Annotated in this window: 11 protein-coding genes, 1 tRNA gene and 2 pseudogenes; 9 read left to right on the top strand and 5 right to left on the bottom strand. The window is 72.0% G+C overall.

Annotation, left to right across the window (positions count from 1 at the left end):
* Positions 1 to 372: 372 nt before the first annotated feature.
* The 7 genes from ACFVYK_RS05950 (at position 373) to ACFVYK_RS05920 (ending at position 6,244) form a co-directional block, all read left to right on the top strand.
* A tRNA-Leu gene (locus tag ACFVYK_RS05950) sits at positions 373 to 457 on the top strand.
* A 472-nt stretch (positions 458 to 929) separates the two neighbouring features.
* Positions 930 to 2,102 (top strand): ATP-binding protein, encoded by a 1,173-nt coding sequence (locus ACFVYK_RS05945; protein WP_389769050.1) that lies wholly within the window; start codon positions 930 to 932, stop codon positions 2,100 to 2,102.
* Positions 2,099 to 2,500, top strand: a complete 402-nt coding sequence (locus ACFVYK_RS05940; protein ID WP_389769047.1) for a roadblock/LC7 domain-containing protein — start codon at positions 2,099 to 2,101, stop codon at positions 2,498 to 2,500. Before ACFVYK_RS05945 ends, ACFVYK_RS05940 begins: the two co-directional genes overlap by 4 nt.
* Positions 2,497 to 2,874 carry a DUF742 domain-containing protein gene (locus tag ACFVYK_RS05935; protein ID WP_389769044.1) on the top strand — a complete coding sequence of 126 codons (378 nt, stop codon included), beginning with the start codon at positions 2,497 to 2,499 and terminating at the stop codon, positions 2,872 to 2,874. The genes ACFVYK_RS05940 and ACFVYK_RS05935 overlap by 4 nt, the downstream gene beginning before the upstream one ends.
* Positions 2,849 to 3,442, top strand: coding sequence for an ATP/GTP-binding protein (locus ACFVYK_RS05930; protein ID WP_389769042.1), 594 nt, complete (start codon positions 2,849 to 2,851; stop codon positions 3,440 to 3,442). Before ACFVYK_RS05935 ends, ACFVYK_RS05930 begins: the two co-directional genes overlap by 26 nt.
* Positions 3,443 to 3,451: 9 nt before the next feature.
* Positions 3,452 to 4,798 (top strand): cytochrome P450, encoded by a 1,347-nt coding sequence (locus ACFVYK_RS05925; RefSeq protein WP_389769040.1) that lies wholly within the window; start codon positions 3,452 to 3,454, stop codon positions 4,796 to 4,798.
* Positions 4,799 to 5,020: 222 nt separating this feature from the next.
* Positions 5,021 to 6,244: a tryptophan dimethylallyltransferase family protein gene (locus ACFVYK_RS05920; RefSeq protein ID WP_389769038.1), complete on the top strand. Its 1,224-nt coding sequence runs from the start codon at positions 5,021 to 5,023 to the stop codon at positions 6,242 to 6,244.
* Positions 6,245 to 6,438: 194 nt separating this feature from the next.
* Here ACFVYK_RS05920 and ACFVYK_RS05915 read toward each other — a convergent pair whose 3' ends face one another.
* The 5 genes and pseudogenes from ACFVYK_RS05915 to ACFVYK_RS05895 form a co-directional block, all read right to left on the bottom strand.
* A complete protein-coding gene (locus ACFVYK_RS05915) occupies positions 6,439 to 7,725 on the bottom strand; it encodes a flavin-containing monooxygenase (RefSeq protein WP_389769036.1) in 1,287 nt (428 codons plus the stop codon).
* Positions 7,726 to 7,990: 265 nt separating this feature from the next.
* Positions 7,991 to 8,785: a GntR family transcriptional regulator gene (locus ACFVYK_RS05910; protein WP_389769034.1), complete on the bottom strand. Its 795-nt coding sequence runs from the start codon at positions 8,783 to 8,785 to the stop codon at positions 7,991 to 7,993.
* Between the two features lie 105 nt (positions 8,786 to 8,890).
* Positions 8,891 to 9,619: pseudogene (locus ACFVYK_RS05905) on the bottom strand (proline racemase family protein); the annotation flags it as partial.
* Positions 9,615 to 9,744, bottom strand: a pseudogene (locus ACFVYK_RS05900) (FAD-dependent oxidoreductase); the annotation flags it as partial. The pseudogenes ACFVYK_RS05905 and ACFVYK_RS05900, both read right to left, overlap by 5 nt.
* A gap of 100 nt (positions 9,745 to 9,844) precedes the next feature.
* Positions 9,845 to 10,720 carry a hypothetical protein gene (locus ACFVYK_RS05895; protein WP_389769032.1) on the bottom strand — a complete coding sequence of 292 codons (876 nt, stop codon included), beginning with the start codon at positions 10,718 to 10,720 and terminating at the stop codon, positions 9,845 to 9,847.
* A 205-nt stretch (positions 10,721 to 10,925) separates the two neighbouring features.
* On the opposite strand from ACFVYK_RS05895, the gene ACFVYK_RS05890 reads away from it, so the two are divergent.
* Positions 10,926 to 11,630 carry a DNA polymerase beta superfamily protein gene (locus tag ACFVYK_RS05890; protein WP_389769029.1) on the top strand — a complete coding sequence of 235 codons (705 nt, stop codon included), beginning with the start codon at positions 10,926 to 10,928 and terminating at the stop codon, positions 11,628 to 11,630.
* Positions 11,631 to 12,035: 405 nt separating this feature from the next.
* The gene (fusA, locus tag ACFVYK_RS05885) at positions 12,036 to 14,180 is read left to right on the top strand and encodes an elongation factor G (RefSeq protein ID WP_389769026.1); all 2,145 of its coding nucleotides are present in this window, start codon (positions 12,036 to 12,038) and stop codon (positions 14,178 to 14,180) included.
* Positions 14,181 to 14,328 lie beyond the last annotated feature (148 nt).

Raw genomic sequence — 14,328 nt, 5'->3', positions numbered from 1 at the left:
GAGCCCAGCGGCAGGGCGACGCGTGCCACAGTGCCCCGCTCGGGCCGGCGCCCGAGCGCCGTGCACTGCGGACGGAAGACCGTCGATACTCGCTGTGGACGTCGCGGGACCCGCCCGAGCGCGACTGGCCTCTCGCCTGGGCGTCTCACGACAGCCGGTGCGGGTGCGTGAGGGCCGCACCGCATCCTGGGCTCCGTACGGCGACGGCCCCGTCGACGGGGAAAAGTGAGCGGGCGGTCACCCGCCGTGAGACCGCGTCGCGAGGGCGCCCGCACCGGCCCGGCCAGCGGATATGCAGGTGAAACGCACGCCGAAAGCTTGGTATTGTTGTCCATGTCGCCGCCGGGAACACCGGTGTGCGGCAGACACCTGGTCCGGGTGGCGGAATGGCAGACGCGCTAGCTTGAGGTGCTAGTGCCCTTTATCGGGCGTGGGGGTTCAAGTCCCCCCTCGGACACTCTCTCTCCACTCTCACTCTCCGTATCGAGCGGCTCTCGCTCGGTGATCTTCACATTCCCGCATTCGGCGTCGACCGGATGCGGGTTTTGCTGTTTCCGTCCGCGTGAACGCCCCAATGTCGCGGAAGACCGTTTATCGGTCGTCCTGTCTCCCTGCTCGCCGTCCCGGCCCCGAGCCGCTCGCTCGGCCCTCTCCGACACTCTCCGGCACCCTTCTGGATGCCTTCGGGACGCCTCTTCCCACTACGACTGACGGTTCGTCAAGGTTCATCTCTGCACCCGGATTGGCCGTCTGAGGCTGCTTCTTGTGATGATACGATCACGCTCGCTTGTAGAGCGGGCGGATGGGTGCAAGACGACATCTCCGACTACGGGGACAGTCCGGGCGGTCACCCCGATGCGGGCGGTCCGCCGGTCCACCCGCGTTGACGGGAATCAGCAACTGGCCGTCAGTCGCCTGAAGAGAGTCTTATGACTGATTACATACGGAACCCGGTACTCTGGGCTCTCCTCGTCGCCGTACTCGTCGCCGTCGCCCTCATTGTTCGCCAGCGCAGGGCGGCGCGGACGTTACGGCAGGAGTTCGCAGATCTCCGGGCTCGTCACGCCGAGCTCGAGAACGGGTACGCGAAATCCGTCGAGGCAGCTCACGAAAGAGCCGAAGAGGCTACGAAAACGGTCCTCAAGTCCGCGATGCGGACCCTCCAGGGCCTCGCCGCGGAACAGCAGTTGATCGTCTCCCGGCTGCAGAACAAATACGGCGAGTCGGTGATTCTCCAGGACCTCCTGGAAATCGACCACACGAACTCCCAGTTCGGTCGCCGCGCCCAGTCCATCGCCGTCCTGTGCGACGGCTGGCTCGGGCGTCAGCGTGATGTCGCGTCGGTCTACGACGTCGTCCGCAGCGCGCAGGGCAGGGTCCGTCACTACCGACGGGTGGAAATCCTCTCGCAGGTCGACTTCGGCATCACCAGCCGTGCCGTCGAACCCGTCGCACTGGCCCTCGCGGAACTCCTCGACAACGCCACGAGCTATTCCAGCCCGGACACCGTCGTCGAGATCAACATCCGCACCGTCCCCAAGGGCATCTGCATCGTCGTGGACGACGCCGGCGTCGGCATGAACGACGAAGAGCGCGCCCGTGCCGAGAAACTCCTGTCGAGCGAACGGGTCTCCGGTGTCTCCGCGCTCGGCAACCCGCCGCAGTTCGGCTTCGCGGTGATGGGCGTGCTCAGCGAGCGCTTCGGCTTCGAGGTGTCCGTGGACTCCACCTCCCCCTACGGAGGCGTCCGGGCGGTCCTCCTCCTGCCGCACGACCTGCTCACCAACGCGCCGGAGCAGAAGGAGCCGGCTCCGGTCGCCCCCGCTGCCCAGGCCGCCCCCGCAGGCGGGGGCCCGGAGGCCGGCCTGACCGCGACCACCACCTCCGACGGCCTGCCGAGGCGGCGCCGCAAGCGACCGATGGCCATCGTGCCCGGCAGTGCGTCGAACACCCCAGCCTCCTCGCGTTCCGGCGCGGAGACGGCGGCGATCATGGGCGCGTTCCAGCGCGGCACCCGATCCGGCCGGGCCGCGCAGACGGATCCCGCGGAACAGTCGAGCAGCACCCGTGGTGCGAGCAGCGAAGGGCATGAGTTCTCGTGAACGACGACCTGTCATGGATGCTTGACAGCGCCCTGGAGATCCCCGGGGCTCTGCATGCCGTCCTGATCTCCGCCGACGGCCTGCTGATGGCACGCACGCAGGACTTCGGCAAGGACGACGCGGACCGGGTGGCCGCGGCGATGAGCGGCGTGCAGTCGCTCAGCCGCTCGCTCGCCTTCTTCTGCGAGGACTCCACCCAGAAGTGGCGGCAGACGCTGGTCGAGTTCGAGGGCGGCTGGGTCTTCCTGATCTCGGCCGGCGAGGGCGCCTATCTCGGCGTCTCCGCCTCGCCCGAGGTCGACATGGCGGACATCACCTTCCGCATGCAGCAGCTCGTCGGTCAGCTGGGCAAGGCGCTGACCACGCCGCCCCGCGAGAACCTCGGCGTGCGGTCATGACCGGCTTCGACGAACTGGAGCCGCAGACACCGGAGTTAGTGCGCCCCTACGTCATCACCAAGGGACGCGGCCTGCCCGACGAGGAGCAGCTCTCCCTCATCACCCTGGTCACGGCGGTCGCCGACCACCAGCAGCGGCCCACCCGGCTGTCGCCCGAGGAACAGCGCCTGCTGGAGCTGTGCGCGGCCGGCTACCTCTCGGTCGCCGAGATCGCGGGGCACACCCAACTGCCCCTGGGCGTGGTGAAGATCCTCCTCGCCGCCCTCACCGAAGGCGGATACCTCGTCACCCGCCCACCGGTGCAGCGGGCGCCCCTCGCCGACCGGGACATCCTGGAGGAGGTGCTGAATGGTCTCAGGGCCAAGTTTGGATGAGCGGGCCTACGTCCGCGGCGGAGCGACGCAGACGGCGGTGAAGATCCTCGTCGTGGGCCACTTCGCGGTCGGCAAGACGACGTTCATCGGGGCGATCTCCGAGATCGAGCCGCTGTCCACCGAGGAGACGATGACCCGGGCGGCCGAGTCGGTCGACGACCTCAAGGGGGTCCAGGGCAAGACCACCACCACGGTCGCCATGGACTTCGGACGGCTGACGATCAGCGACCGCGTCGTGCTCTACCTGTTCGGAACGCCCGGCCAGCAGCGCTTCGTGCAGATGTGGGAGGACATGGCGCGCGGCGCGCTCGGCGCCCTGGTGCTCGTCGACCCCGAACGGCTCGCGGACTCCTTCGCCGTGATCGACCTGATCGAGCAGTACGGACTCGACTACGCGATCGCCGTCAACCACTTCGACGGCTCGCCCCTGCGGGACGAGCAGGCCCTGCGCGAGGCGCTGGACCTGCTCGACGACACGCCCGTCGTCACCTGTGACGCACGGGACGAGAAGTCGTCGGCCGAGGCCCTCATCACGCTCGTCCGCCACCTGCAGGACCGTGCCCACTAGGGAGCAGAAATGGACCGACCCACCGCACCCGTGCCCCCGCCCGGGTGCCCGGCGCACCAACCCGGCGGCAGAGTGCCGCTGCACGGACCGGAGTTCGCGGCCGACCCCCAGGCCTACTACTCCTACCTGCGCCACTACGGGCCCACCGCGCCCGTGGAGCTCGCCCCCGGAGTCGAGGCGACGCTCGTCACCGACTACGCGACCGCCCTCCAACTCCTCCAGGACTCCGGCTCCTTCCGCAAGGACGCCCGCCGCTGGCGGGACCTGAACGAAGGCCGGGTGCCCCCGGACAGCCCCGTCGTGCCCCTGCTGGCCTACCGGCCCAACGCCATGTTCAGCGACGGCGCCGATCACCTGAGGCTGCGGCAGGCCATCACGGACAGCATGGCCCGCGTCGACACCCGCAGGCTGAGCCGGAGCACCGAGCAGGTCTCCGACTACCTCATCTCCCAGTTCGGTGCGCGTGGATCGGCCGACCTGCTCGGCGACTACGCCAAGCAGCTGCCGCTGTTCGTGTTCAACGAACTCTTCGGCTGCACCGCCGACATCGGCGACCGCGTCGTGTTCGGCATCACCGGCATGTTCGACGGCGTGAACGCCGAGCAGGCGGTGGGGGTGATGTTCGGGGCCATCGGCGAGCTGGTGGCGCTCAAGCGCGCCAAGCCCGGCGACGACGTCCCCTCGTGGCTGATGGAGCACCCCGCCAAGCTCACCGACGAGGAGCTGGTGCACCAGATCGCCCTGCTGCTGGTGGCGGGCAACGAGCCGCTGCGCAACCTGATAGGCAACACCCTGCACCGGCTGCTCACCCACGACGCGTACGCCCACCAGGGCGGTCTGATCGACGAGGCGATCGACGACACGCTGTGGGAGAACCCGCCCATGCAGAACCTGGCGCCGCACTACCCGGTCTCCGACATGGAGTTCGCCGGGCAGAAGCTGCAGGCGGGCGACCTGGTGCTGGTCAGTTTCGCCGCGGCCAACACCGGTCCCGCGCTGACCGCGGCCCGCAAGACGGGCAGCAACCGCGCCCACCTCGCCTGGAGCGCGGGCCCGCACGCGTGTCCGTCCAAGGAGCCCGCCCGGCAGATCACCGTGACGGCCATCGAGAACCTGCTGAACAAGCTTCCCGACGTCGAACTCGCCGTGCCGACCGAGAGCCTGACCTGGCGGCCGGGCACCTTCAACCGGGGTCTGACCGTACTGCCCGCCAAGTTCACCCCGGTCCGGGCAGCGCCTGGGCCCGCTCCCGAGACCCGCACCGCGGCGGCCCCGCGCCGGGCGCAGACCGCCACGGGCGGTCGGGGCGAACGCGGCGGTGTGTGGAGCCAGTTCCTCAACTGGCTGACGAGGTGATCAGCGCGACACTCGTCAACTCGTCGTCACCGCATGATGGTTCGGCGCCCGGGGTAGTGAGGAACGCGGCATTCAGTGTTGCTCACGAGACAGAGGAGGTGTCGTGGACCTCATATCCACCGACGCCGTGTTCCTGCAACGCCCCATCCCCGCGCACTCCCTGATACCCGCCTCCCCGGGCGGGTATCTTCTTGGCGCGGCCCCGGCACGGGGTGAGGTCAGATGACCGCCCCCCGGTCCGGCGGCGCGGGCGCTTCGGCGGCGGCGACGCTCGGCGGTCACGCCGCCCGCCAGTTGTTACGCCTGGGCGAGAACGCCGGGCTGTCCGTCGCCGACTCCGAGGGCTACGCGCGCACCCTCGTCGAGGCGCTGGGCCCCGTGGCGCAGCGCCCCCTGGCCCTGCCGCCGCCCAGCCGGAGCTTCCTCTCCGACGACCACACGCCGGTGGAGTTCTCCCTGTCCTGCCAACCGGGCGCGGCGCCGGCGCTGAGGGTGCTGTTCGAACCCGGTGCCGGCGAGCAGGACCTCGTGCGCAACGGCCGTACCGGTCTGCGGGTGTTGAGGGGCATGGCGCGGCGCTGGGCCTTCAGCACCGACCGCCTCGAGGAACTCGAAGACCTCTTCTTCCCGTCGTCGCCCCGCGGTCCCCTCGCGCTGTGGTGCGCGCTGGAGCTGCGTCCCGGCGGGGTCCCCAAGGTCAAGGTCTACCTCAACGCCGCGGTCGCCGGGCGGAAACGGGCCGCCAGGACCGTGCGCAAGGCCCTGAAGCGCCTCGGTCACCGGGAGGCGTTCGCCGCGCTGCCCGAAGGCGGCCGTCCGCTGTTCTTCGCCCTGGACCTGGGTGACTGGGCGGAACCCCGGGCCAAGGTCTACCTCGCGCACGACGAGCTGTCGGCCGCGCAGGCCGGGGCCCTGTGCCGTATGGACGGCGGTCCGCGCCGGACGGAGATCGAGGAGTTCTTCCGCGTCGCAGCCGGTCACGACACCGGCTTCGGGACCGACCACCTCGAAGCCGGTGCCGCGGGTGAGGGGGGCGGGGGGCCGCGGGTCGTCCGTCGGCCCGTGCAGACCTGCCACGCCTTCACCGACACCGGCAGCGGCCGGCCGAGCGGCTTCAGCCTCTACGTCCCGGTGCGCGACTACGCGCGGCACGACGGCGAGGCACTGGGCCGGGCGACGACACTGCTCGGCCGCTACGGCGTAGACCCGGCCCCGGTGCTCCGAGCCACGACCGCGGTCACCTCACGGCAGCCGGAGGACGGCGTCGGACTCGTGGCCTATCTGGGCCTGGCCCACCAGCGGGGCCGTCCGCCCCGGGTCACGACGTACATCTCCTCGGAGGCGTACGACGTCCGGCCGCCCGCCGCCGCCGTCCGCACCGCCCGTTCCGCGGACATCCTGGCCACCGTCCCCCTGCCGCCCGCGCCCCTGCCGGCCGGGCCGTGACCGAAGGCCCGACGACCGCCGGCGGGGACAGCCGGACAGGAGGGCCCGCCGAGCGGCAGGGCCTGTAGGACGTCACGGGCCCGTCCCACGAAGACAGGAACGTACGGCCGCCCCGACCGCCCGGGCGGCCTCTTCGCCGCCCGGCCGAGGACGAGTCCTCTGGGAAGAGCGCGCCCGGCCGCCGGGACGAGACGTCACTCCTGGCGCAGCTCCTCCAGATAGGGCGCCACGTTGACCTGGATCGAAGCGCCCCGCGTCTGACCGTACTGATCGGCGATGCCGGCCAGATAGCCGGCGATCTCCTTGCGCATGACCTCCGGCTCCGGCAGTGACGCCGTGCCCGCCGCGATCCGGGCCACCCAGCGCGCCTGGGCCTCCACGAGCCGGGTGACGGATCCGTGCGGGCGGACCAGGCCGACGAAGTACAGACCGGGATGGCCGGGCGCGACCACCCGCTTGTACAGCTCGACCGATCCCTGCGGGCCGATCGGACAACCGGGCGGGAGGAACGGGTACGCCATGCGGTACCCGGTGCAGTGGACGATCGCGTCGGCGCGGGCCGACGTGCCGTCGGTGAAGACCACCCGGTCACCGTCGAGGAGAGCGATCGCCGGCTTGGGAGTGACCCCGCCGTGGCGTATGCGGGTGAGGATCTCGTCCGAGATGGTGACGGCCGAGGCGAAGATCGGGTGGTCCGGCTCGGGCAGACCGTAGTCCGAGAGCCTGCCGCGAGCGACGAGCAGGGCCTGCTCGATGAACCGGCGCTGCTCCGCCAGGGACATGGCCGTCCACCACGGGGCCTCGGCGACGTCGTCGAGAGGCATGCCGAAGACCTGCTTGGGCAGGATGTGCAGTCCCCGGCGCACCGAGAGGAACGTCCGGGCGGCGTGGCGGGACAGGTCGGCCGCGATGTCGACCGCCGAGGCGCCGAGCCCCACCACGACGACGTCCTGTCCGGCGTAGTCGCTGCCGTCGCGGTAGTCCAGCGCGTGGAGAATCGTTCCCTTGAAGCTGTCGGAACCGGGCGGCGCAGGGGGCAGGACCGGCTCCGTGTTGTGTCCCGAGGCGACGATCACCTGGGTGAAGTCGCGCGCGGTGCGCACACCGCGGGCGTCCCGGCTGACGACCGTCCACGAACCGTCGGCCGCCCGGCGCACCGACTCGACGGTCGTCTCCAGTTCGATGTGATCCAGTAGGCCGGCCCACTCGGCGAAGGAGCGCAGATAGGCGGCGACGTCGCTGTGCCGGGGATAGACCGGGTACGACGCCGGCATCGGGTGGTCGGCGTAACCCGTGAGCCGCTTGTTGGTGTTGAGGTGGAGCGACAGATAGCCCGGGCCGCGCTCGCCCGCCCCCGGCTGTCGCCAGAGTCCGCCGACGTCGGACGCCTGCTCCAGGCAGACGAAGTCGAGCTCCTCGGACTTGAGAGCATGGGCTGTCGCCAGCCCGGACAGACCTGCGCCGATCACACACCGGCTCACGCGTACCTCCACGGTAACGACACCACACGGCACCACCCCTTCGCATACCGGCAGTTGCATGCCCGATCGACACTCTTCCCACGCTTCTCACACCAGCGACAAGGATCACAGGCGTGATCACCGGCCGCGGGCGGCGCGAGAGGAGGGCCGGGCAGGGGGCGCGGGCACGGAACGAGTCCACCGCTGCGGAACGCGCCGACCACCGGGGAACGCGCCGACCCGCTCCGGGACGGGTCGGGCTCCGCGGTGCGCGGCCCGGCGAGGTTCAGGGGCGGGCGGAGGCCCACAGACCCCGCACATGTCCCAGGTGCCGGGTCATGACCTCGCGCACGGCCCGCTCGTCACGGGCCAGCAGCGCGTCCAGCAACTCCAGGTGCTCCTCGGCCGAGGCCAGCAGACGCCCCGACGCCGAGAGGGCGGTGAGGCCGTACAGGCGGGCCCGGCCGCGCAGTCCGCGGACCACCTCGACGAGGTGCGCATTGCCGGCCAGGGCGAGCAGGCCCAGGTGGAAGCGGGTGTCGGCCTCCACGTAGGCGATGAGGTCGCCCGCCACCGCGGCGGCGACGATCTCCCGGGCGGCCGGGCGCAGCGCCTCCAGCGACACCGGGTCGGCGCTCGTCGCCAGCGCTGCCACGGTGGGGATCTCGATCAGCGCGCGGACGTGGGTGTACTCGTCCAGTTGCCGGTCGGAGACGTCGGTGACCCGGAAGCCCTTGTTGGGGACGGCGGCGACCACGCCCTCCTTGGCGAGGTCCAGCATCGCCTCGCGCACCGGGGTCGCCGAGACGCCGAAGCGGGCGGCCAGCGTCGGCGCCGAGTACACCTCGCCGGGCCGCAGTTCGCCCGCGATCAGCGCCGCCCGCAGGGCGTCGGCGACCCGCTCGCGGTAACTGCTCCGCCTCCCGCCGAGCACGGGCAGCGCCGGCGCCGCAGCCGGCGCCGAGGGTGCGGCGGACGTTGCGGGCACAGCCGAGGCCGCCGACGCGGTCGACGCGGTCGGCGCGTTCGGGGACGCGGATACCTCCGATGTCCTGCTGTTGGTGCGCCGGTCGGCGGCCATGACGGGTCTCCTCGGAACGAACGGTGCCATGTCACTGTGAACCAGTGCACTGTGCCATGTCACGCGGTACCGGCCCGCCGCCCCACCGCCTGACGTGCGGCCGTCTCAGAGCACGAACCCGGACGGGAACGGATCCGTCGGGTCCAGCAGGTACTGGGCCGTCCCGGTGATCCAGGCCCGCCCCGTGAAGCTGGGCAGCACCGCCGGCCGGCCGGCGACCTCCGTCGTGCCGAGGAGCCGGCCCGTGAACCGGGTGCCGATGAAGGACTCGTTCACGAACTCGGTGTGCAGGGGCAGTTCGCCCCGCGCGTGCAACTGGGCCATGCGCGCGCTCGTTCCCGTCCCGCAGGGCGAGCGGTGGAACCAGCCGGGGTGGATGACCATGGCGTGCCGGGAGTGCCGGGCGGTGGCGCCCGGCGCGTGGAGGTGCACGTGATGGCACCCGCGGATCGAGGGGTCCTCGGGATGGACCGGCTTCTCCTCGGCGTTGATCGCCTCCATCAGGGACAGGCCGGCCCGCAGGATGTCGTCCTTGCGGGCGCGGTCGAAGGGCAGACCGAACTCCTCCAGCCCCAGGATGGCGTAGAAGTTGCCGCCGTACGCCAGGTCGTAGGTCACCGTACGACCGTCCGGCAGGGTGGCCGCGCGGTCCAGACCGACGGTGAAGGAGGGCACGTTGCGCAGGGTCACCGCCCTGGCAGCGCCGTCCTCGACCGCCACCTCGGCGACGACGAGCCCGGCGGGCGTGTCCAGGCGGATGGTGGTGACCGGTTCGACGACCTCGACCATGCCCGTCTCGACGAGCACCGTCGCCACGCCGATCGTGCCGTGCCCTTGTCGGAGACGAGGAGGTTGCCCTCACCCGCGCCGGTCGTGCCGCCGGCCACCGGCCCGCGGTCGACCAGGATCACGTCCAGCCCGGCGCGGGCCGCGTAGAGCGCGCAGGCGGCGCCGACCATGCCGGCGCCGACGACCACGACGTCACCGCTCGGTCGATGAGGCGCCAGTAATATGTCACATGGTTCTGAGGGGAGGAAGAACGCCGGAGACGCCGTCCCGTCAGTCGAACTGGCTGGGTTCGGGGGCCGGCGTGCGGCCTTCCCGGACGTCCTTGAGCCGGGTGGCGCCGTGGCTGACCGCGTCCTCGGTGCTGTCGTGGTCCACGCCGTGGGTCCCGCCGTTGACGACCGTGATCGCGTCGTTCCCGACCCGCACGACGGCGAGGTCCAGAGCGAGGGTGGCGGGGGAGCCGCCGGACACCCCCTTCACCGTCACCGTCAGGCCCTGCCGGGCGTCGCCGGCCTTCGGCAGTGAGGCCTCGACGACCTGAACCGTTCGCGTGGAGTTCCGCGAGCCGACCGCGCTGAACTGGTCGCACTCGGTCGGCAGCGACTTCAGCCAGGCCAGTGACGTGTCGATGTCGGCCTTGTCGTAGGCGGCCACCTGGTAGAACAGCCGGGAATCGCCCTGCTGGAAGCCGGTGAGCGCCGACCCGCCGGACGGCTTGCCGAGCAGGTCGTTCTCGTAGAGTCCGTCGAGCAACTGCTGACAGGCGGCGGCCTGGGTCTTGGCCGTGAGGAACTGGGCGACGTCGACCTTGCCGACGAGGAGGCGGTCGTGCCAGTTCCCCGCGGTCTTGACCTGCGTCCAGTCGTCCTCCAGGTCGCCCTCGGTGATCAACGCCATCCGTGCGCGGGCGTTCGTGAGCGGCAGGACGGCGGGCGCGGTGGTCCGCCCGGCGACCGGAGCGGCCGCGACGTCCGCGCCGGACGACGCGCTGTCGTCCTCGCTCGAACAGGCCGCCGTGGCCAGCAGAATCCCGCAGGCCAGGACGGCGGCCACCGACCGGCCCGGACGAGCCGGGCGGGTGGGACCGGCCGGGCCCGACGGGCGGGGCGGGCAGGACGGACGGGACGACGGACGGGCGGTGGTCACAGGTGCCTCCTGGGGACGGGGACGGCTGCCCCTGTCCTCCACGGCACCACCGGCCGAGCCGCTCTACCAGCGCGATGAGCCGGACGGGTGAGGCGGCCCCGAGAATAAATGCGAGGTGGCGCGGGCCGGAGCCGGGGCATCATGGCGGTCCCGGCCCACGGCCACACGGCCACAGACCATCGTCGGGGTACGACCGGGGGCACCTGTGACCGTCACCAACATCCTGCTGTCCGGCATCGTCGGCTCGACCGCCTACGGGCTCGCCCACGAGGGCTCCGACGTCGACCGCCTGGGCCTGTTCGCCACCCCCACCGAAGAACTGCACGGTCTGCACCGGCCGTCCGAGTCTCACGTCAGCACGGCGCCCGACCGCACCCTGCACGAGGCGGGCAAATGGTGCCGGCTCGCCCTCGCCGGCAACCCGACCGTGATGGAACTCGTCTGGCTGCCCGACGAGCTGTACGAGGTGCGCACCCCGCTCGGCGACGAACTCGTGGGCCTGCGCCAGACGTTGCTCGGCGCCAGGCGGGTCCGCAACGCCTATCTGGGCTATGCCACCCAGCAGTTCCGCAAGCTGCACAACCGCCAGGACGGGCCCCGCACCGCCGCGCTCGCCCAGCGGACCGCCAAGCACGCCCGTCACCTCAGGCGACTGTGCACCCAGGGCTACGAGCTGTACACCACGGGGCGGTTGACGATCCGCGTCGAGGACCCGGAGAGCTACCACCGCTTCGGCGAGCAGGTCGCCGCCGATCCCGAGACGGCGCAGCCACTGCTGCGCCGTTTCGAGGAGGCGTTCGCCGAGACGCGCAGCGCGCTGCCCGACCAGCCGGACGACCGCGCCGCCGACGCGTGGCTGCGCCGGGTGCGCAGGGAGTTCTACGCGACGGCGCAGACCGCGTCCGCGTGAACGCCCGGGTCGACGTCCGGGTGACGAGGCAGCGGCCGGGTGAACCGTCGAGGCGCGGTAAATGGCGTGCCGTCGCCCGTCGTTCGGTCCTAGACTCGCCGGACCGAGCGCCGCGCACGATCCGTGCGGCGCGTCGTACCGTGACGAAACGAAGGGAGCCCGGTCATGCGTGAGCACACCGCCGCCGCCGCTCCCTGCTCCCGCTACGAGGTGATCCTCGTGTCCTCGTCCGGCCGGTGCTCGCCGCGCGGCCGGCACCGGGAATCCTGACGGACGTCCGAACGCTCGGACACGTCGTCACGACACCACGCCTGATGGCACGTCAGAGTCAGCTTTCCCCCTCGTGGGATCTCGTCAGGACATCGCGCTGCCCGTTCCCGGAACACCCCGAAAGGCCAAAGGGCCATGCGCAACAACCTCGACCGTCAGCTCCGCGCCGTGCGCAACCTGGGCATCCTCGCCCATGTGGACGCGGGCAAGACCACCGTCACCGAGCGGATCCTGTACGCCACCGGCGCCACCCACCGGCGCGGCGAGGTCCACGACGGCACGACCGTCACCGACTTCGACCCGCAGGAGCGCGACCGCGGCATCACCATCTTCGCCGCGGCCGTCAGCTGCGACTGGGACGGTCATCGCGTCAACCTGATCGACACCCCCGGGCACGTCGACTTCGCCGACGAGGTGGAGCGGGCGCTGCGCGTCCTCGACGGGGCGGTCGCGGTGTTCGACGCCGTCGCGGGCGTGGAGCCGCAGAGCGAGTCCGTGTGGCGGCAGGCCGACCGGCACGGCGTCCCCCGGATCGCGTTCGTGAACAAGCTGGACCGGGCGGGCGCCGGCCTGGACGCCGCGGTGGAGTCGATCCGCGCGAGGCTCCACCCGGTCCCGCTGGCCGTACAGCTGCCGATCGGCGTCGAGGACGGCTTCACCGGCGTCGTCGACCTGCTCCGGATGAGGGCGCTGACCTGGAGCGACGGCGCCGACACGGCCGTCGAAGGGGCCGTGCCGGAGGAACTCCGGGAGGAGTCGCTGCGCCGCCGCCGGCTGCTGGAGGAGGCCGTTGCGGAGCGACATCCGGCCGCGCTGGAGGAGTTCTGCGACCACGAGACGCTCTCCGCGGCGACGCTCTCCGGGGCGCTGCGCGACCTGACCCGCACGGGCGACGTGCTGGTCGTGCTGTGCGGTTCGGCCTACCGCAACCGGGGGATCGAACCGCTGCTCGACGCGGTCGTCGCGTATCTGCCGTCGCCTCTCGACGTGCCGCCGGTCAGCGGCGCCCGAGAAGGCGACGCCGGTCCCCACGGCGCGCACCACGGCGGGGACGCGTCCGGCGACGGCGGACGCGACCAGGTCCGCGAGCAGCGTCCCGCCGACCCCGACGCGCCGTTCGCGGCGCTCGCGTTCAAGGTGGCGGCCACCGCCACCGGACGGCTCACCTACCTGCGGGTGTACTCGGGCACGATCGAGAAGGGAGACGCGGTGTGGGAGTCGGGCGCCCGGCGCACCGAGCGGATCGGCCGGATCCTGCGCGTACAGGCGGACCGGCACGCCCGGCTGGAGAGGGCGGTCGCCGGGGACATCGTGGCCGTGGTCGGACTGAAGTCGGCCCGTGCGGGCTCGACCCTGTGCGCGCCGGGGGCGCCCGTCGTCCTCGAACCGCCCGGGGTTCCCGACCCGGTCGTCTCGGTGGCGGTGGAGCCGCGGACGAGTGCCGATGCCGACCGGCTGGCCACGGCGCTGGCCCGGCTCGCCGAGGAGGACCCGTCACTGGCCGTCAGGACGGACGCCGAGACCGGTCAGACGGTGCTGTCGGGCATGGGCGAGCTGCACCTGGAGGTGGCGGTGGAGAAGATCCGCCGGGGCCACGGTCTGGAGGTCGCCGTGGGGCGTCCGAGGGTGACCTACCGGGAGACGGTCGTCCGCGGTGTGTCCGGCCTGGTCTTCCGGCACGTCAAACAGGACGGCGGAGCAGGGCAGTTCGCGCACGTCGTCCTGGACGTCGAACCGCTCGGCCCGGGTGGAGGCTGCGGTGCGGACGGCGACGTCGAAACCGGTTTCGAGTTCCGTTCCGCCGTTGTCGGCGGCCGGGTGCCGCAGGAGTACGTGCGCGCCGTCGAGGCCGGCTGCCGGGACGCTCTCGCGGAGGGGCCCCTCGGCGGTCACCCGGTCGTCGGGGTGCGGGTGACCCTGGTCGACGGGGCGACCCATGTGAAGGACTCCTCGGAGACGGCCTTCCGCACCGCGGGCCGGTTCGGGCTGCGGGAGGCCCTGCGCGGCTGTGCGATGGTCCTGCTGGAGCCGGTCGTCGAGGTCGCGGTCACCGTGCCCGAGGACGCCGTCGGCGCAGTCCTCGGTGATCTGTCCGGCCGGCGCGGGCGGATCACCGACTCGACCGTGCGCGGCGGTTCCGCCGTGGTCACGGCCACCGTGCCGCTGGCCGAGCTGTTCGGCTACGCGACCCGGCTGCGCAGCCGCACCCAGGGCCGCGGCTCCTTCACGGCCAGGCCGACGGGATACGCCCCGGCCCCGGCGGCGGCGCCGACGCGGTGACCGGCGTCGGTTGAGCGGGAGCGCGGGCCCACGGACCTCGGGACGTGGGCCCGCGCCCCGGCGGGGCGGGGGCGGGGGCGCGGCGGGCCCGGGCCCCCCCCGGACACTGCCCGGACGCGCCACCCCCCCAGGCCGAACGGCACCAGGG

The sequence above is a fragment of the Streptomyces sp. NPDC058291 genome, assembly GCF_042880855.1.
GTDB lineage: Bacteria > Actinomycetota > Actinomycetes > Streptomycetales > Streptomycetaceae > Streptomyces.
Note: the sequence above shows the minus strand (reverse complement) of the source record. Positions and strands in the feature narration are given on the sequence as shown.

What these genes read in the sequence shown, in the direction of transcription:
- ACFVYK_RS05910 (WP_389769034.1), bottom strand. Translation starts at nt 8,785, where the DNA reads ATGGCCGCCGACCGGCGCACCAACAGCAGGACATCGGAGGTATCCGCG.
- ACFVYK_RS05925 (WP_389769040.1), top strand. Translation starts at nt 3,452, where the DNA reads ATGGACCGACCCACCGCACCCGTGCCCCCGCCCGGGTGCCCGGCGCAC.
- ACFVYK_RS05930 (WP_389769042.1), top strand. Translation starts at nt 2,849, where the DNA reads ATGGTCTCAGGGCCAAGTTTGGATGAGCGGGCCTACGTCCGCGGCGGA.
- ACFVYK_RS05935 (WP_389769044.1), top strand. Translation starts at nt 2,497, where the DNA reads ATGACCGGCTTCGACGAACTGGAGCCGCAGACACCGGAGTTAGTGCGC.
- ACFVYK_RS05945 (WP_389769050.1), top strand. Translation starts at nt 930, where the DNA reads ATGACTGATTACATACGGAACCCGGTACTCTGGGCTCTCCTCGTCGCC.
- fusA (WP_389769026.1), top strand. Translation starts at nt 12,036, where the DNA reads ATGCGCAACAACCTCGACCGTCAGCTCCGCGCCGTGCGCAACCTGGGC.
- ACFVYK_RS05920 (WP_389769038.1), top strand. Translation starts at nt 5,021, where the DNA reads ATGACCGCCCCCCGGTCCGGCGGCGCGGGCGCTTCGGCGGCGGCGACG.